Here is a 16715-nt window from a genome sequence, read left to right on the forward strand (position 1 = left end):
CCCCTCGCCCCAATCCTCCTTCGGTTGTTGTGTGAGTGTCTTCCTCAGGTTGGATCTCCCCCGGGGGGGGGGGTGGGGGGGGCCGCGGGAGCCGAAGAACTCTTCGGCTCCGGCGACCGACATGTCGAGGACTTCGGCGGTTCGGCCGATATCACCTCCACGATCACCGGGTTCGGGCGGGACGCCTCCATGTCGGTGCGACCGACCTGCCGACACCGATCGCGTGGGCGGAGATGCGGCGCGACCGCCGGCTCGCCACCCGCCCCTGCGGCCACGAGCCCGGGTCTGCGGCCCAGCCGGGCTCCTAAGGCCGCGCAGAGCCTCGGAGATCCCGGATCCGGCCGCGACGTTCACCTGTCCTGCTCCACGGCCCGGCTCAGCCGGTACCAGCCCACCTCGCGGCGTCCGGCCATACCCGCGAGATCGAGCGCGACGAGCGCCACCCGGACTTCTGCCACCGCGATTCCGGTCGCGGCGGCGATATCGTGCGGCCACCGGCCGCCGACCGCGGGGAGGGCCGTCAGCACCCGCGATTCGGTATCGCCGAGGCGATCGGCGCCGGTCGAGCCGGCGGTCAGCGGTAGGTGGAGGGGCGCGATCTCGGCGAGTACATCCTCCGGACCGGTCACGAGGGTGGCTTCCCCCTCGCGGATCATCCGGTGGCACCCCGCGGACGCCGCCGATTCCACCGACCCCGGGACCGCGAGCGCGGGACGACCGATCCGGCGGGCCCATTTCACCGTATTGCGGGCACCACTGCGTAATCCGGCCTCGACCACCAGTACCCCGTCGGCCAAAGCGGCGATCAACCGATTCCGGACCAGGAAGTGGTGCTTGCGCGCGACCGTACCGGGTGGGTATTCGCTGACCACCAGGCCGGTTTCGGCGATCCGGGCGATGAGGCGGTCGTGCTGGGCCGGATAGGGTCGGTCGGCCCCGCAGGCCAGCACGGCGACGGTGGCTCCGCCGACCGCGAGCGCGGCCCGGTGCGCCGTACTGTCGATGCCGAAGGCGGCGCCTGATATCACCGTCCAGCCGCGGACCGCCAGGTCCCCGGCCATCGCCGCGGCCGCCCGGTCGCCGTATCCGGTGCTGCACCGGGCGCCCACCACCGCCACCGCCCGCTCGGTGAGTTCGCTCAGATCCCGGCCGCCACGGACCCAGAACACCAGCGGAACCGCACCGTCCGGGTCCCTGCCGGGGGTGAGCTGCGCCAGACCCAGCATGCGCCAGGCCGGCCATTCGGCGTCGTCGGGGGTGATGAGTCGCCCGCCGCTGTCGCGGATCATCTCCAGATCCCGCGCGGCGGTGTCCAGCTCTCGCCGACGCTCGGTCGCGGCACGCAGCACCGGCGGCAACGCGCGTTCCCGGACCGCTCGCGCCGCCTCGCGCACCCCGACGGAGTCGATCAGGGCCGTGAGTGCCGGGCACGGGCCGAGCACCACACGGGACAGATATGCCCAGGCCAGCTGTCGCTCGTCCCGCACGTCGGCGGTCTCCCGCCGGGCCGGCGAGCCGACACCGGCCGCGTTCACTGCGGACTCCGCTGCCGGAAGTCGAGCGCCTGCATCACATCGTGGGCGGTGGGCATATCGCCGCCGCGCAGGTCGCAGACGGTCCACGCGACGCGCAGCGCCCGGTCGGCGCCTCGCGCCGAGATACGACCCAGCCGCAAGGCCGCCTCGACCGGAGCTGTCGTCTCCGCGGGCAGTGGGAACAGCCGGCGCAGCGCGTACCCGGGGACCTCGGCATTGGTGCGCCATCCCTCGTCACGCCACCGGGCGACGGCGGCGGCACGGGCGGCGATCACCCGGCCGCGCACGGTCGCGCTGTCCTCCGATTCCGCCGCCGCCAGACCGGCATCCGACAGCGGATGCATCTGCAACCAGATATCGATGCGGTCCATCAGCGGACCCGACAGTTTGCCGAGGTAACGACGCCGGGCGAGCGGGGCACAGATGCAGTCCACATCCCGGGCCGGGGCGCACGGGCACGGGTTGGCGGCGAGTACGAGTTGGAAACGCGCCGGATAGTGGGCGACTCCGTCGCGCCGCGCGATCCGTACCTCCCCCTCTTCCAGCGGTGTCCGCATGGCCTCGAGTACCTTGGCTCCGATCTCGGCGCATTCGTCCAGGAACAGCACCCCGCGGTGGGCGCGGCTCACCGCACCGGGCCGCGCCGAGCCCGAACCGCCGCCCACCATGGCACTCACCGAGGTCGAATGGTGGGGGGCGACGAACGGCGGGCCGGTGATGAGCGGTTGTTCGTCGGAGAGCGTGCCCGCTACCGAATGGACGGCGGTGACCTCGAGCGCCTCGTCCTCCGACAGCGGCGGCAACACTCCGGGCAGGCGTTGGGCCAGCATGGTCTTACCGATGCCGGGCGCCCCCGTGAGCAGGAGATGGTGGCCACCGGCCGCGGCGACCTCGAGCGCCCAGCGCGCTTCGTGCTGCCCGGCGACATCCCGCAGGTCTCCCCTCGGGGCATCCGGCGGTGGTGGGTGCACTCCCGACGGCTCCTCCAGGCCGCCTTCGCCCCGCAACCAGTCGAGGGCGGCACGCAGCGTCGGTGCGCCCAGCACCCGGATCCCGGCGACGAGGCCCGCCTCCGGAAGGGCCGCCGCGGGGACCACCACCGTTTTGCGGCCGGCCCGGCGCGCCGCGAGCACGGCAGGCAGGATGCCCCGGACCCGGCGCAACCGCCCGTCGAGGGCGAGCTCGCCCAGCAACACGGTGCCGGTGAGGCGCTCGGAGGGCACGATATCGGCCGCGTGCAGTACCGCGACGGCCAGCGCGAGATCGTAGACGGAGCCCACCTTCGGTAGCGTCGCCGGCGACAGCGCCAGGATGACCCGGCCGTCGGGCCACTTCTCGCCGGTATTCGCCACGGCCGCCCGGACCCGGTCCCGGGATTCCTGGAGCGAAGTGTCGGGCAGACCCACCAGATGCACCGACGGCAGCCCCTGGCCGATATCGGCCTCGATCTCGACGACCTGCCCGTCGATCCCGCGCACCGCGATCGAGCAGGCCCGGCCCAGCGGCATCAGAACACCGCCCGCAGGTGCTCGATCACAGGCTCGGCGGTCCGCGGGAGCAGGATCGAGACGACGTCGAAACGGATCCGCTGCCAGGGACCGTCCTGTTCGGTGAGCCAGAGCAGCGCCAGGCGGCGGATCCGCTGCTGTTTGTCGTAGGTGACAGCCTCGGCCGGCGTCCCGTAGCCGAGCCCCGACCTGGTCTTCACCTCGACGAAGGCGGTCACCCCCGCGTCGCGGACCACCAGGTCCAGCTCGCCGTACCGGCACCGCCAGTTACGGCAGACGATCTCCATACCGGCGGCCTGCATATACCGGGCCGCCAGTTCCTCCCCTTGTGCGCCGAGCGCCGTGTTGTGTGCCACGAGCCCAGCATCCGCCGCCGGCTCGCCGGGCCGACCGCGCCGACCTGCGGGGACAAGCGGCCTGTGGACAACCGGGCGCCTGTGGACAACATCCCCCGGGGCGCCGGCCCGCGGTACTCGGCGCGGGGTCGTCCTACTCGGGCAGGCGCAGGTCCGGCTTCTCCAACTCCTCGATGTTCACATCCTTGAACGTGATCACCCGGACGTGTTTGACGAAGCGCGCGGGCCGGTACATATCCCAGACCCAGGCGTCGCTCATCCGTACTTCGAAGTACACCTCGCCGTCGGCGTTCTGCGGTCGTAGCTCCACCGAGTTGGCCAGATAGAAGCGGCGTTCGGTTTCCACCACGTACGAGAACTGACCGACGATGTCCTTGTACTCCCGGTAGAGCGAGAGCTCCATCTCGGTTTCGTATTTCTCGAGGTCCTCGGCACTCATCTGGTGGAACGTCCTCCTTCTCGCCGCCTTGCGTCTGCTCACATCATCGCTCATCGCGCCCGCGCGTGTCACCGTGGGCCGGGCCGCGCACCGTCACCGCGCCGCACGGCGCGTCGCGCCGGCCCGCGCGAGCCCCGGTCAGGCGGCGCCGCCGGCCTCCGCGTTCGCCAGTGCCAGGGATTCGGCCGCCACGGGAACCGGCGCGCCGCATTCGCGCACCGTGCGCCACGACCGCCGGTGTTCCGGGCACGGCCCGAGCCGGCGCAGCGCTTCGAGGTGCTGCGTGGTGTTGTACCCCTTGTGCTCGGCGAAACCGTAGCCCGGCCGCTGCCGGTCGAGTTCGACCATCATGCGGTCCCGGGTGACCTTGGCCAGCACACTCGCCGCCGCGATACAGGCGGCGCTCGCGTCACCGCCGATCACGGGCAACGACGGGACCGCCAGCCCCGGCACGCGGAACCCGTCGGTGAGTACATAGCCGGGCGCGCAGTCCAGCCCCGCCACCGCCCGGCGCATCCCCTCGATATTGGCGACGTGGATCCCGATGGCATCGATCTCCGCTGCGGGGATCACGACCACCTTCCAGGCGAGAGCCAGCCGTTGTATCACCGGGAACAGCGCTTCGCGGGCCGGCTCGGACAGTTTCTTGGAGTCGTCCAGCCCGGCGAGCGCGGCGGATGCCTTCGGTGCGAGTACGCACGCGGCGACCACCAGCGGCCCGGCACTCGGACCGCGGCCCGCCTCGTCGACACCCGCGACCGGGCCCAGACCGCTGCGGATCAGCGCCGAATCGAGTGTCCGCAGGCCCGCGGCCTTGCGGACCACCACCCGCGGCGGCCAGCTGCTGCCTCGCCCGGCACCGGCGGCACGGTTACTACGTGTCACTGGCCACCTCGCGACAGATGATCGGGAACCACGGCCCGATTATCGCGCACCGGACCGGGTGCGGTACCAGTAGGTCCGGTCACGGCCCGGTCGAACGGCTTGTCCGGCAAGGTGATCGGCGCGGCGGCTGCCCGGGTCGCGCGTCGCTACCCATGGGGCGGCCGCGAAAACTCCGTGCCTACTGCGGATTCTGCGAAGTCACCGGACCGATCCGGCCCGGCGGCCAGATCTTGAAGACGGCCTTGCCGCGGACGTTCTCGATGGGCACCGTGCCCTGCAGATCGTCGCCGACATGAGCGCGGGAATCACGCGACTCGTTGCGGTTGTCGCCCATCACCCACAGGTGGCCCGGTGGTACCAGCACCGGCCCGAAGACCCGGCCCACCGGATAGGCGGCGTTCTGCTGGCCCGCCACCCACGGGTAGTCGTCGGCGACGTAGGGCTCGTCCAGCGGTTTCCCGTCCACCATGACCCGGCCCTGCTCGTCGCAGCACTCCACGGTCTGGCCGCCGACCGCGATCACGCGTTTCACCAGATCGTTCTCATCGGGCGGGACCAGGCCGAAGAAGGCGAAGAAGTTCTGGATACCGCGCACCGCGGGATTGTCGGAGCGGATCGAGACGTAGTGGTCGTTCCAGGACGGCGGGCCGACGAAGACGACCACGTCACCGGGCTTCGGATCGCTCCAGTAGTAGCTCACCTTCTGCACGTAGATCCGGTCGCCGGTGCAGCCGGCGCACCCGTGCAGCGTGGGTTCCATGGATTGGGAGGGAATGACATAGGGGCGGCCGACGAAGGTGACCATGAGGGCGGCGATGATCGCCGCGATGACCAGCAGGATGGGGAGTTCCTGCCAGAACGGCCGCTGCCGCTTCGCTTTGACCTGCTTTCGCGCACGACGCCTTCTCGGCGGTTCGTTCCTGGAATCGGATCCCGAAACCGACCAACTCTCATCTGCCACGCGAACAGCGTAGCCCGGTGCCACAACGGATTCGTGGCACCGGGCTACATAGACCGTTCGCCGAGGTCACCGCGGTGCGCCGTGGCGCACAGGTGTCGGCGGTCAGCGACGGGTCAGCGCTTTTCCTTGATCTTGGCGGCCTTACCGCGCAGCTCGCGCAGGTAGTACAGCTTGGCCCGGCGGACATCACCGCGGGTCACCACATCGATGTGATCGATGGTGGGGCTGTGCACCGGGAAGGTGCGCTCCACACCGACACCGAACGACACCTTGCGCACGGTGAAGGTCTCGCGGATACCGCCGCCCTGGCGCCGGATGACGACGCCCTTGAAGACCTGGATACGTTCCTTGGAGCCCTCGATGACCTTCACGTGCACATTGAGGGTGTCGCCCGGACGGAAGTCGGGGACGTCGCTGCGCAGCGAGCTCTCGTCGACGAAATCAAGGGTGTTCATGATCATCCTTCTGATGGTCGCGCGAACAGAGGAACCTGGCGGCGCGAGTGCTCGACCGGTTCGTGCTCCGAATGTGGGATGCGCCCGGGTCATGCCCAGGGCAACCTGTGCATTGTGCCAGATCAGCGGTCGCTTTCGGAAACCGGCCCGGCCGGGCCCGCCGCGTCCTCGGCGTCACCACCCCGATCGTGCGGCCACAGGTGCAGATCCTGGAGCAGCGGATGCTGCCGCGGCGGTGGGGGCGGCGCCGGTACCACCCTACGCGTCAGCTCCGCCTCGGCCGCCGACCGGGCGTGATCGACATCCGGGCTGCCGGCGATCAGGTCCTGCACGAAGATCTTGGCGCGGATCACCGGGCGCCGGTACCGGCGTTCCCGCACGATGGCGCGATACATGAGGCGCCGGCGGCTGCCGTAACGCCAGCGCGCCCACGGAGCTCCCGGCCGGCTGAGCCGCAACGCACCCACGACCAGCAGCGGCAGGAAGAACATGCCGAACAGCCCGGTCCAGATCTTGCCCTTGGCGATGACCACGGCGGCCAGCGCCAGATTCACCGCGGCGAATCCGGCGACCAGCAGCCGCGTGCCGACGCCGGGCTGGTGCCGTACACCGTTGATCTCCAGTAGCCACAGCGGATGGAAACCCAGCAGTAGCAGGCCGGTGACCGCGAGGGCGACGAACACCGCGTCCACCGAGGTCCGTCCCTGCTCCTCCCAGTACACATCGCGCAGGTAGTACAGCAGCGCGAATTCGTCGAGCACGAGCGCGGCGCCGACGCCGAAGACGGCCGCCAGCACCGACGCGGTGGTGGTGCCGGTCCCCCCGGCTCCGGCGATCATGCCGATACCGGAGATCAGCACCAGCACCACACCGAACACCATGTGGTGGATGTGCACACCACCGGACTGCAGGTTGCCGGGCCACCAGCGCACCCTCGCCCGGATGAGCCGGACGCTGACCCGGATCACCAGGAACCCGGTGATGAAACCGAACAGAAAGCACAGCAGCGGGAGCCGGCCCGCGGCGATCACGTCCTCGGACAGCCACTGCCGCATACCGGCCCCCGATTCAGCTCGTGGTCACTTCCCGAAACCCGCCCGGCGCAACGCGTCGGCCATGGCACCGTTGACCGGTGCGTTATCGCGCCGACCGTCCCGGCCCTGGCCGCGATTGCGTGCCTGGCCGCCACCGTTACCGCCACCGCGGCCACCGGTGCTCTGACCGTTGCCCTGAGCCCCGCGGTTCTTGTCGTTGCGGCCCCGGCCACCGCCGTCGCGGCCACCGGTCCGGGCGCCGCCGTCGCGCCCGCCCTGGCCGCGGCCGCGATCACCCGGGCCCTGGCCGCGCTCGGGCTTACCCGCACCGGGTTCGTCGTCGAGTCGCAGCGACAAGCCGATCCGCTGGCGCGCGACATCGACCTCGAGCACCTTCACCTTGACCACATCGCCGGATTTGACCACCTCGCGGGGGTCGCGCACGAAATTACGCGACATCGCCGAGACGTGGACCAGCCCGTCCTGGTGCACACCGATGTCGACGAAGGCGCCGAACGCGGCGACATTGGTGACGACACCCTCCAGCACCATCCCGGGCTCCAGATCGGCGACCTTCTCGATTCCCGCCGCGAATTCCGCGGTCTTGAACTCCGGGCGCGGGTCACGTCCGGGCTTCTCCAGTTCGCTGATGATGTCGGTCACCGTGGGGACACCGAATTTCTCGTCGGTGAAATCGGCCGGTCGCAGCGTGCGCAGGACCGCGCCGTTACCGATGACCTCGGCGATCCCGGTGCCGGTGGAATCGAGGATGCGGCGCACCACCGGATAGGCCTCCGGATGTACCGCCGAGGTGTCGAGCGGATCGTCGCCGCCGCGGATCCGCAGGAAGCCCGCGCACTGTTCGAATGCCTTGGGGCCCAGCCGCGGGACGTCGAGCAGGGCGGTGCGGCTACGGAAGGGACCGTGCTGATCACGGTGCGCCACAATGCTCTCGGCCACCGAACCGGTGACACCGGAGACCCGCGACAGCAGCGGCACCGAGGCGGTGTTCACATCGACGCCGACCGCGTTCACCGCGTCCTCCACCACCGCGCCCAGCGACCGGGCCAGCAGGGTCTCCGAGACATCGTGCTGGTACTGGCCGACACCGATGGATTTCGGTTCGATCTTCACCAGTTCGGCCAGCGGATCCTGCAACCGGCGCGCGATGGAGACCGCGCCGCGCAGCGAGACGTCCATATCCGGCAGTTCCTGGGTGGCATAGGCCGAGGCGGAGTACACCGACGCCCCGGCTTCGGAGACCACGATCTTGGTCGGCTTGTTCTCCGGGATCCGTTCGATGAGTTGCGCGGCCAGCGCGTCGGTCTCCCGGGACGCCGTGCCGTTGCCGATGGCGATGAGTTCGACGCCGAACCGCGCCACCAGGGCGCCGAGGACAGCCAGTGATTTCTCGGTCTGGTTCTGCGGTTTGTGCGGGTACACGACCTCGGTCGCGACAACCTTGCCGGTGCCGTCGACGACGGCGACCTTGACGCCGGTGCGGTAGCCGGGATCCAGGCCCATGGTGGTGCGCGTGCCGGCCGGCGCGGCCAGCAGCAGATCGCGCAGATTGGCGGCGAAGACATCCACCGCGTCGCGTTCGGCGGCCTGCCGCAGCCGCATCCGGGTGTCGATACCCAGGCTCACCTGCAGTTTGGTCCGCCACGCCCAGCGCACGGTATCGAGCAGCCAGCCGTCGGCGGCGCGACCGGCCTCGGCGATCGAGAACCGCTGCGCGATCCGCGTCTCGTAGGTGCTGCGCTCGCCGGGTGCGAGCTCGGAATCGGCGGGTTCGGGATCGAGGTGCAGGCTGAGCACCTCTTCCTTCTCGCCGCGCAGCAGCGCGAGGATGCGATGGGAGGGCAGGCTGGCGAATTCCTCACCGAATTCGAAGTAGTCGGCGAATTTCGCCCCCGCCTCCTCTTTACCGGGGCGCACGGTGGCGGTGAGACGGCCCCGGTTCCACATGAGTTCGCGGAGTTCACCCACCAGATCGGCGTCCTCGGCGAAACGCTCGACCAGAATGGCGCGCGCGCCGTCGAGTTGCTCGGCGGAATAACCGGCCGGGTCGGTGTCCGGGTTCTCGAGCAGCGCGTCGGCAACGGGTTCGTGCCCGGCCTCGCGCGCGATCTGAGCCTTGGTGCGACGCTTGGGCTTATAGGGCAGGTAGATGTCCTCGAGCCTGGCCTTGGTCTCGGCCAGCAGCAGCTGCCGGTGCAGCGCCTCGTCGAGTTTGCCCTGGCCACGGATCGATTCGATGATGGTGGCCCGGCGTTCGTTGAGTTCACGCAGATAGTGCAGGCGTTCCTCGAGCGTCCGCAGCTGGGCGTCGTCGAGCCCGCCGGTGATCTCCTTGCGGTACCGCGCGATGAACGGCACCGTCGACCCGGCGTCCAGTAGCTCGACGGCAGCCCGGACCTGGTTCTCCCGCACCGAGAGTTCGTCGGCGATGCGCCGGCTGACGGAGCCGGACACCACCGGGCCGGTGGCGGGGTCTGCAGGCGAGTCGGTGGAAATGGTCTCGGGATCCGAGGTCTGCGGCACTGTCGTCACCACCCGCACACTACATTCGCCCGATGACAGCCGGGCCGCGCCCGGCCCCGGCTGCCCCGGGGCCGGGCACAGCGGATACGGTCACCCGGCGGCGCGTCCCTGCTGCCGCAACAGGAACCGCTGCACCTTGCCACTGGGGGTCTTGGGCAGCGTGGCGACGAAATGTACCCGGCGCGGGTAGGCGTGCGCGGCGAACTTCCGCTTCACCAGTGCCTGCAGCTGCGCTTCCAGTTCCGGGGAACCGACGGTGTCACCGCGCAGCACCACGAACGCCTCCAGCACTTCGCCGCGCAGCTCGTCGGGAAGGCCGACGACCGCGGCCTCGGCGACGTCATCGTGTAGCACGAGCACACTCTCGACGTCGAAGGGACCGATCCGGTATCCGGACATGATGATCACATCGTCGTCGCGGGCGGAGAAGTGGAAGTATCCGTCGGCATCACGCGAACCCGCGTCGCCGGTGAGATACCAGCGACCGTCGGCGGTGAAGCGCTGCGCGGTCTGTTCGGGCGCGTCCAGGTAGCCGAGGAACCACAACAGGGCGCTGTGTTCGGCGTCGATGGCGATCCGGCCCAGCTCTCCGGCGGGAGCTTCGGTATCCGCGTCGTCGGCCAGAACGGCGCAGGCCCAGCCCGGGAGCGGCCGGCCCATGGAACCCGCGGGCGCGGCCACATCGAGATCGTCGTGCCAGGCATTGCAGATGACCATGCCGTGCTCGGTCTGGCCGTAGTGGTCGCGGACCGCCACCCCGAGATGGTCCGCCGACCAGGCCACCACCTCCGGGGTCAGCGGCTCGCCCGCCGAGGAGGCCCGCCGCAACCGGACCGGATTGCCCGGCTCGGCAGCGCGCAGGGCCCGGTAGACGGTGGGCGCGGCCGCGAAATTGGTGACGCCGAAGCGCTCCAGCACCCGCCAGGTCAGCTCCGGGGAGAATCCGGCGTGCAGCAGCAGACTGCGGGTCCCGGATGCCAGCGGACCGAGGATCGCGTAGTAGAGACCGTAGGCCCAGCCCGGGTCGGCGGCGTTCCAGAAGACATCGTCGGGGCGGACATCCAGCGCGAACTCCTGATAGGCGTGGAACGACGCCAGGGCGCGCACCGGAATCGGCACCCCCTTGGGTGTCCCGGTCGTACCGCTGGTGAACAGCTGGACCAGCAATCCGTCACCGCCCACCACGGCCGGCGGTTCGGCGGCGGCGGCCGGCAACTCGTCCATCCGCAGCGCACCCGGGGCGTCGGCATCGCCGGTGACGACGGTGCGCCAGGGCGGATCCGCGGGCATATCGCCTCCCGGCGCCAGCTTGCCGACCTGGTCCGGGTCGGCGACCACCACCGAGGCCCCCGCGGCCTGGAGCCGGAACGCGATCGCGGGCGGGGCGAACGCGGTGAACAGCGGGACGTGTACCGCTCCGCGTCGCCAGATGCCGAGCAGCACCACCACCAGATCGACCGATTTCGCCATCAGCGTGGCGACCTGGTCGCCGGCGCCCACCCCGAGCCCGGCCAGACCCGCGGCGAAACGTTCGGACCGTGCCCGTAGTTCACCGTAGGTGAGATCGATCGCCGAGAGGTCACCGTCGATCACCGTGAACGCCACGGCATCGGCCGGATGCCGGTCGCACAGCAACTCCGCCGCACAGGCGTCGAGCCCGTCATAGGCGTCCAGCAGTTCGCGCACCCGCGCGTTCGGGTCGGCACCCATCTCACATCTCCTCGGTCGTCCGGCCGGTGTGTTGCCATAGGATGTAGGTCACACCAGGTCCGGCACTACCCCCGAAAAGGGGTGACATCCCGATGTCCACTCCCCCGCCGCTGCTGCGCCCGCGCGACGGCGATGCCCTGCGTGCCGAGATCCGCCGCCTCGCGGGTGTCGCCGGGGTGCCGGTGATCTTCGGCGGCGAGGTCAGTGCCGACACCCTGCGGCTGACCGAGTTCGCCGGGGTCCGGACCAACGGTCTGCGCGGTCTGTCGGTGACCCGCTCGTCCGGGCTGGGGGGCCGGGTCGTGGATTCGCGCCGGCCCGCGGCGGTCTCCGACTACGGCAACGCGCTCTCGATCACGCACCACTACGACGGGCCGGTCCTCGGCGAGGGGATCCGGTCGGTGGTCGCGGTCCCGGTGGTGGTGTCGGGTCGTTCGCGGGCGGTGCTGTACGCGGCGACCAGAGGCACCGGTCCCATCGGCGACCGCACCGCCGACGCGCTGGTGCAGGCGGGGCGCCGGCTCGCCGCCGAGATCGGCGTGCGCGACGAGGTGGACCGGCGCCTGCGACTGCTGGACGTGGCCGCCCCCGCCCCCGCGCCCGACGGTGTGCAGGCCGAGGAATTGCGCGCGGTGCAGGCGGAGTTACGCGCTCTCGCGGACGTGGCGGACGAGACGCAGATGCGGGACAGATTGCGGGAGGTGGGTGACCGGCTGACGCGCGCACTCGCCGGGGAGCCGGCCCCCGGCGCGCCGCGGCTCGCGCGCCGCGAAATCGACGTACTGTCGCAGGTCGCCCTGGGCTGCTCCAACCAGACTGTCGCACAACGTCTTTCGCTGGGCCCGGAGACGGTCAAGAGTTATCTGCGCAGCGCGATGCGCAAACTCGACGCGCACTCCCGGCACGAGGCCGTGGCCACCGCACGCCGCCTCGGCGTGATCCCCTGATCGGAGTGGCGGGATCCGGGAAACCCCGAATCGACGGCGATCGTCGCGCCGTGCGTCGCCCGTGCTGTACCACCACCGGGTGATACCGATGGGGTAGCGCGGTCAGTCCGTATCGGGCAGTAGATCGGGCCGCCGCTCCCGCGTGCGGATCAGCGACTGCTCCCGCCGCCAGGCCGCGATCCGGGCATGGTCTCCGGACAGGAGGATCGGCGGAACCTCGAGTCCGCGCCAGCTCACCGGACGGGTGTAGCTGGGCCCCTCGAGCAACCCGTCGGAGAACGAATCCTGTTCGTGCGATTGCTGGTTGCCGAGTACGCCCGGGATCAACCGGACCACCGCCTCGGTCATCACGAGGACCGCGGCCTCGCCGCCGATCAGTACGTAGTCCCCGATACTGACCTCTTCGACGCGGACCCGGCGGGCCGCGTCGTCGAACACCCGCTGATCGATACCCTCGTAGCGCCCACAGGCGAACACCAGGTGTTCTTCCCCGGCCCAGCGCTGCGCGGTCTCCTGGGTGAAGGGCACGCCGGCGGGTGTGGGCACCACGAGCAGGGCGTCGTCCGGACATACCGCGTCGAGCGCGTCCCCCCAGACGACGGGTTTCATCACCATGCCGGGTCCGCCGCCGTAGGGCGAATCGTCGACGGATTTGTGCACATCGTGGGTCCAGCGCCGCAGATCGTGCACATCCACCGACACGACGCCCTTGTCGATGGCCTTGCCCAGCAGCGCGGTGCGCAACGGGTCCAGATATTCCGGGAAGATGGTGACCACGTCGATTCTCATGACGCCGGCCACCTCATTCCGGATCCAGGAGGCCTTCGGGCGGGTCGATCACGATCAGCGCGTCGGCGATCGACACCGTCGGCACGATGGCGGTGACGAAGGGGACCAGGATCTCCCGCCCGTCCGCGGCGGCGCGGATCGACAGCAGTTCACCGGCCGCCGAATGCAGCACCTCGGTGACGGTGCCGACTTCGGTCCCGTCGGTGAGCTGTACGCGCAGTCCCTCGAGTTCGTGATCGTAGAACTCGTCCGGGTCCTCCGACGGCCCGAGTTCCTCGCTGTCCACCAGGAACAGCGTGCCGCGCAGGGCGTCGGCGGCGGACCGGTCGGTGACACCCACCAGATTCACCAGGAGCCGGCCCGAATGTTCCCGGGCCGACTCCACGGTGAAGTCACGGACCTGAGCCGAGCGCGCCGCGCGCCCGTGCAGTACCGCGCCGGGCGCGAAGCGCGCCTCCGGTTCGTCGGTACGCACCTCGACCACCAGTTCGCCCCGCACACCGTGCGAGCGGGCGACCCGGCCCACGACGAGTTCCATCTACTGGTCGGTGTCGACCACGTCGACCCGGATACCCCGGCCGCCGATACCGGCGACGAGGGTGCGCAGGGCGGTCGCGGTGCGTCCGCCCCGGCCGATGACCTTGCCCAGGTCGTCGGGGTGGACATGCACCTCGACGGTGCGCCCGCGGCGGCCGGTGATCAGCTCGACGCGGACGTCATCGGGATTGGCGACGATACCGCGGACCAGATGTTCCACGGCATCGGCGACGACGACGCTCATTACTCGGCGGCCTCAGCGGACTCGGTCGCCTCGGCGGCGCCCTCTTCCTTGTCCTTCTTGGCCTTCTTCTTCGGGGTGACGGCTTCGGCGGCCGGCTCGTTGTCGGCGGCGGCCAGCGCGGCGTTGAAGAGGTCCAGCTTGGACGGCTTGGGCGCGGCGACCTTCAGGGTGCCCTCGGTGCCCGGCAGGCCCTTGAACTTCTGCCAGTCGCCGGTGATCTCCAGGAGCCGCTGCACCGGTTCGGTCGGCTGCGCGCCGACACCCAGCCAGTACTGCGCCCGCTCCGAGTCGATCTCGATCAGCGAGGGCTCTTCCTTCGGGTGGTACTTGCCGATGGACTCGATGGCCCGGCCGTCACGACGGGTGCGGGCGTCCGCGACGACGACGCGGTACTGGGGGTTGCGGATCTTGCCCATACGGGTGAGCTTGATGCGAACAGCCATCTGCTGATCTGCCTCTCATAGTGGTCACGGCGCAATTCAGCGACTCACGCGGTCTCGCGAGCCCGGTTTTGCGAATGAAGTGTGTGACCGCCGCGCGGTACGTGACCGGAGACGGGCTGACACTGTCCAGAAGGACGATCGACCATTCTGCCAGACGCCGCGGCCGGCCCGGAAACCGCCCGGGTACCGACCTCGCGGGCGGCGCCGACGGGACTTGGCGTCCCGTCGGCGGGGATCCGCCGGTTGGCAACTGGTCAGTCGTCTGAGTAGCGTCCCACCGGCCGTATCCGGGCAGGATGCGGCCGAGTCGAATGGGAGTACCGACGACGTGTCATTCTCGAACAGAATTCTGACCGCGGCCGCGGCGGGGGTGATCGGCCTGGTGCCGGTCTCGGTTCCGGCCCTGGCCCAGCAGTCCCCGCAGCAGCCGGAGTACGCGCCGACCATGCTGGTCCTGGACGCCTCGGGTTCCATGGCGGCGCCGGACCCCGGCGGCGGCACCAAGATGGAGGCGGCGAAGAACGCGGTGCGGTCGTTCGTGACCGCGGCCCCGGCGACGGCGAAGGTCGGTCTGACCGTGTACGGCACCGCCACGGGATCCACGGACGCGGAGAAAGACGCCGGATGCCGCGATGTCCAGGTGCTGCATCCGGTCGGGACCCTGGACAGACCCGCGCTGACCGGTGCCGCGGACCGGATCGTGCCCAGCGGCTACACCCCGATCGGCACCTCCCTACGGGCCGCCGCCGCGGCCCTTCCCCAAGAGGGTCCGCGGTCGATCGTGCTGGTGTCCGACGGACTGGACACCTGCGCCCCGCCGGACCCCTGCGAGGTCGCGCGCGAACTGTCCACCCAGGGCGCCGAGATCGTGGTGCACGCCATCGGCTTCGGTGTCGACGATCCGTCCCGAGCCCAGCTGACCTGTATCGCCCAGACCACCGGCGGCACCTATACCGATGCCGTGGACGGGAAGACCCTGGAACAGGTGCTTCCCCGGGTGAGCGCCACCGCCCTGCGCACCTACGCACCCGCCGGCCGCCCGATCGCGGGTACCACGGGGTACCGGGACGCACCGGTCGCCGCCGCGGGCCAGTACCTGGATGCACTCGGGCAGCGCGCGCCGCGCTACTACGCGGTGGACGTACCCGACGGCGCGACGGCCTATTTCAGCGCCACCGTCTCCTTTCCGCGCGGCGGGGACGCAGTGTTCGCGAACAATCGCCTCGACCTGCGGGTCTACGGCACCGACGGGGAAGACTGCCATGTCTACGAGAACGAGCTGGCCACCCGCTCCACCGACGGGGTGGCGCTGACCGTCGGCAGCGCCTGGACCGGCGCGGCCGAACCCGATACCGGTAGTCCGAGCACCGACCGGTGCCGGGGCGGCGGACGCTACTACTTCGCCCTCGAATGGGCTCATGTCGCCGAGAACGCCCCGGCACAGCTGCCGGTGGAACTGCTGATCGGGGTGGAGCCCGCGGTCGCCGACCCGGGGCCCCCGCCGGACCCGGATCCGGTGGAGTTCGCCGCACCGGACGGGGTGACCGTCCCGGCGACAGGCGGGGGTTCGTTCAATGTCGCCGCCGCCCTGCCCGGTTCCGGCCGGTACACCGATACCCTGCAGCGCGGGGAGTTCGTCTTCTACCGGGTGAAATTGGAGTGGGGACAGGGGTTGGCGTACCGGGTGCGCTTCGCCGCCGTCCCCGAGCGCGGCAGCGACTACGTGTCGAATATCAACACCACGCTCTACAACCCGTACCGTGCGGAACTGGATTCCGATTTCGCCGCCTACACCGGAACCGAGAACATCCTGCCCACCAACGACACGGCACTGGCCACCACACCGATCAGGTTCCTGAACCGGGAAGCCGCCGAGCACACAGTGCACGGCCAGGCGATGGCCGGCTGGTACTACATCGCGGTGAAGCTGAGCCCCACCAACGGCGAGCAGGCCCGGGTCGCGCCGGTACCGATCGAGCTGGAGGTGGACGTCACCGGCGCCCCCGAGGCGGGACCGCGCTACGCCGGCGATACCGCGAGTACGGGCACCTTCGGTACAGACCCGCAGGCCGGTGCACCGGATACCGCCACCGACACAGCGGCCGACGGCCGGTCGCCGCTGGTGTGGGTGGCCGTCGGCGGGGCGGTGCTGGTGATCTCGGCGGCGGCGATCACCTTCCTACTCAGCCGACGCAACCGACGCTGACCGAACTGGTCGGGCACAGCCGGTACGCACCCGTCCGCTGTGCCCGCCCCCGGGTCTACTCCCAATCCTCCGCTCCGGTCGGTCGCGGACCCGCTCCGGGGTTGGGTCCGGGTCTCGCTCCC

Annotated in this window: 16 protein-coding genes; 2 read left to right on the forward strand and 14 right to left on the reverse strand. The window is 70.4% G+C overall.

Annotated elements, in window-relative coordinates:
• Positions 1 to 350: 350 nt before the first annotated feature.
• The 10 genes from dprA to ABZV91_RS25740 all read right to left on the reverse strand — a co-directional run bounded on the left by dprA (position 351) and on the right by ABZV91_RS25740 (position 11427).
• Positions 351 to 1535 carry a DNA-processing protein DprA gene (gene dprA / locus ABZV91_RS25695; protein ID WP_355246638.1) on the reverse strand — a complete coding sequence of 395 codons (1185 nt, stop codon included), beginning with the start codon at positions 1533 to 1535 and terminating at the stop codon, positions 351 to 353.
• Positions 1532 to 3043, reverse strand: coding sequence for a YifB family Mg chelatase-like AAA ATPase (locus ABZV91_RS25700; RefSeq protein ID WP_355246641.1), 1512 nt, complete (start codon positions 3041 to 3043; stop codon positions 1532 to 1534). Before ABZV91_RS25700 ends, dprA begins: the two co-directional genes overlap by 4 nt.
• Complete coding sequence (locus ABZV91_RS25705) at positions 3043 to 3399, reverse strand: YraN family protein (RefSeq protein ID WP_355246644.1); 357 nt, start codon at positions 3397 to 3399, stop codon at positions 3043 to 3045. Before ABZV91_RS25705 ends, ABZV91_RS25700 begins: the two co-directional genes overlap by 1 nt.
• A 133-nt stretch (positions 3400 to 3532) precedes the next feature.
• A complete protein-coding gene (locus ABZV91_RS25710) occupies positions 3533 to 3838 on the reverse strand; it encodes a DUF2469 domain-containing protein (protein ID WP_011210678.1) in 306 nt (101 codons plus the stop codon).
• A 138-nt stretch (positions 3839 to 3976) separates the two neighbouring features.
• A complete protein-coding gene (locus ABZV91_RS25715; protein WP_355246647.1) occupies positions 3977 to 4723 on the reverse strand; it encodes a ribonuclease HII in 747 nt (248 codons plus the stop codon).
• Between the two features lie 178 nt (positions 4724 to 4901).
• Positions 4902 to 5684 (reverse strand): signal peptidase I, encoded by a 783-nt coding sequence (gene lepB / locus ABZV91_RS25720; RefSeq protein ID WP_039825852.1) that lies wholly within the window; start codon positions 5682 to 5684, stop codon positions 4902 to 4904.
• A 113-nt stretch (positions 5685 to 5797) separates the two neighbouring features.
• Positions 5798 to 6139, reverse strand: a complete 342-nt coding sequence (rplS, locus tag ABZV91_RS25725; RefSeq protein ID WP_030521783.1) for a 50S ribosomal protein L19 — start codon at positions 6137 to 6139, stop codon at positions 5798 to 5800.
• A gap of 122 nt (positions 6140 to 6261) precedes the next feature.
• Positions 6262 to 7194: a hypothetical protein gene (locus ABZV91_RS25730; RefSeq protein WP_355246651.1), complete on the reverse strand. Its 933-nt coding sequence runs from the start codon at positions 7192 to 7194 to the stop codon at positions 6262 to 6264.
• A 24-nt stretch (positions 7195 to 7218) separates the two neighbouring features.
• Complete coding sequence (locus ABZV91_RS25735) at positions 7219 to 9651, reverse strand: Tex family protein (protein ID WP_355246710.1); 2433 nt, start codon at positions 9649 to 9651, stop codon at positions 7219 to 7221.
• 156 nt (positions 9652 to 9807) lie between these two features.
• Positions 9808 to 11427, reverse strand: a complete 1620-nt coding sequence (locus ABZV91_RS25740; protein ID WP_355246654.1) for an AMP-binding protein — start codon at positions 11425 to 11427, stop codon at positions 9808 to 9810.
• A gap of 92 nt (positions 11428 to 11519) precedes the next feature.
• Here ABZV91_RS25740 and ABZV91_RS25745 point away from each other — a divergent pair, with 92 nt between their 5' ends.
• Positions 11520 to 12374 (forward strand): LuxR C-terminal-related transcriptional regulator, encoded by an 855-nt coding sequence (locus ABZV91_RS25745; protein WP_355246657.1) that lies wholly within the window; start codon positions 11520 to 11522, stop codon positions 12372 to 12374.
• A 102-nt stretch (positions 12375 to 12476) separates the two neighbouring features.
• Here the strand turns inward: ABZV91_RS25745 and trmD are convergent, their stop codons facing one another.
• From trmD to rpsP, 4 genes are read right to left on the reverse strand one after another with little or no spacing between them, the layout of a single operon-like run.
• Positions 12477 to 13163 (reverse strand): tRNA (guanosine(37)-N1)-methyltransferase TrmD, encoded by a 687-nt coding sequence (gene trmD, locus ABZV91_RS25750; RefSeq protein ID WP_355246660.1) that lies wholly within the window; start codon positions 13161 to 13163, stop codon positions 12477 to 12479.
• 13 nt (positions 13164 to 13176) lie between these two features.
• Positions 13177 to 13701 carry a ribosome maturation factor RimM gene (rimM, locus tag ABZV91_RS25755; protein ID WP_030521789.1) on the reverse strand — a complete coding sequence of 175 codons (525 nt, stop codon included), beginning with the start codon at positions 13699 to 13701 and terminating at the stop codon, positions 13177 to 13179.
• On the reverse strand, positions 13702 to 13944 hold the full coding sequence (locus ABZV91_RS25760) for an RNA-binding protein (RefSeq protein ID WP_030521790.1): 243 nt from the start codon (positions 13942 to 13944) through the stop codon (positions 13702 to 13704).
• Positions 13944 to 14387, reverse strand: coding sequence for a 30S ribosomal protein S16 (rpsP, locus tag ABZV91_RS25765; RefSeq protein WP_355246665.1), 444 nt, complete (start codon positions 14385 to 14387; stop codon positions 13944 to 13946). The genes ABZV91_RS25760 and rpsP overlap by 1 nt, the downstream gene beginning before the upstream one ends.
• Positions 14388 to 14715: 328 nt before the next feature.
• On the opposite strand from rpsP, the gene ABZV91_RS25770 reads away from it, so the two are divergent.
• Positions 14716 to 16593 (forward strand): VWA domain-containing protein, encoded by a 1878-nt coding sequence (locus ABZV91_RS25770; RefSeq protein WP_355246667.1) that lies wholly within the window; start codon positions 14716 to 14718, stop codon positions 16591 to 16593.
• Positions 16594 to 16715 lie beyond the last annotated feature (122 nt).

It is taken from the genome of Nocardia sp. NPDC004568 (assembly GCF_040609955.1).
GTDB lineage: Bacteria > Actinomycetota > Actinomycetes > Mycobacteriales > Mycobacteriaceae > Nocardia.

What these genes read in the sequence shown, in the direction of transcription:
- ABZV91_RS25700 (WP_355246641.1), bottom strand. Translation starts at nt 3,043, where the DNA reads ATGCCGCTGGGCCGGGCCTGCTCGATCGCGGTGCGCGGGATCGACGGG.
- ABZV91_RS25710 (WP_011210678.1), bottom strand. Translation starts at nt 3,838, where the DNA reads ATGAGTGCCGAGGACCTCGAGAAATACGAAACCGAGATGGAGCTCTCG.
- rplS (WP_030521783.1), bottom strand. Translation starts at nt 6,139, where the DNA reads ATGAACACCCTTGATTTCGTCGACGAGAGCTCGCTGCGCAGCGACGTC.
- ABZV91_RS25730 (WP_355246651.1), bottom strand. Translation starts at nt 7,194, where the DNA reads ATGCGGCAGTGGCTGTCCGAGGACGTGATCGCCGCGGGCCGGCTCCCG.
- ABZV91_RS25740 (WP_355246654.1), bottom strand. Translation starts at nt 11,427, where the DNA reads ATGGGTGCCGACCCGAACGCGCGGGTGCGCGAACTGCTGGACGCCTAT.
- ABZV91_RS25745 (WP_355246657.1), top strand. Translation starts at nt 11,520, where the DNA reads ATGTCCACTCCCCCGCCGCTGCTGCGCCCGCGCGACGGCGATGCCCTG.
- trmD (WP_355246660.1), bottom strand. Translation starts at nt 13,163, where the DNA reads ATGAGAATCGACGTGGTCACCATCTTCCCGGAATATCTGGACCCGTTG.
- rimM (WP_030521789.1), bottom strand. Translation starts at nt 13,701, where the DNA reads ATGGAACTCGTCGTGGGCCGGGTCGCCCGCTCGCACGGTGTGCGGGGC.
- ABZV91_RS25760 (WP_030521790.1), bottom strand. Translation starts at nt 13,944, where the DNA reads ATGAGCGTCGTCGTCGCCGATGCCGTGGAACATCTGGTCCGCGGTATC.
- rpsP (WP_355246665.1), bottom strand. Translation starts at nt 14,387, where the DNA reads ATGGCTGTTCGCATCAAGCTCACCCGTATGGGCAAGATCCGCAACCCC.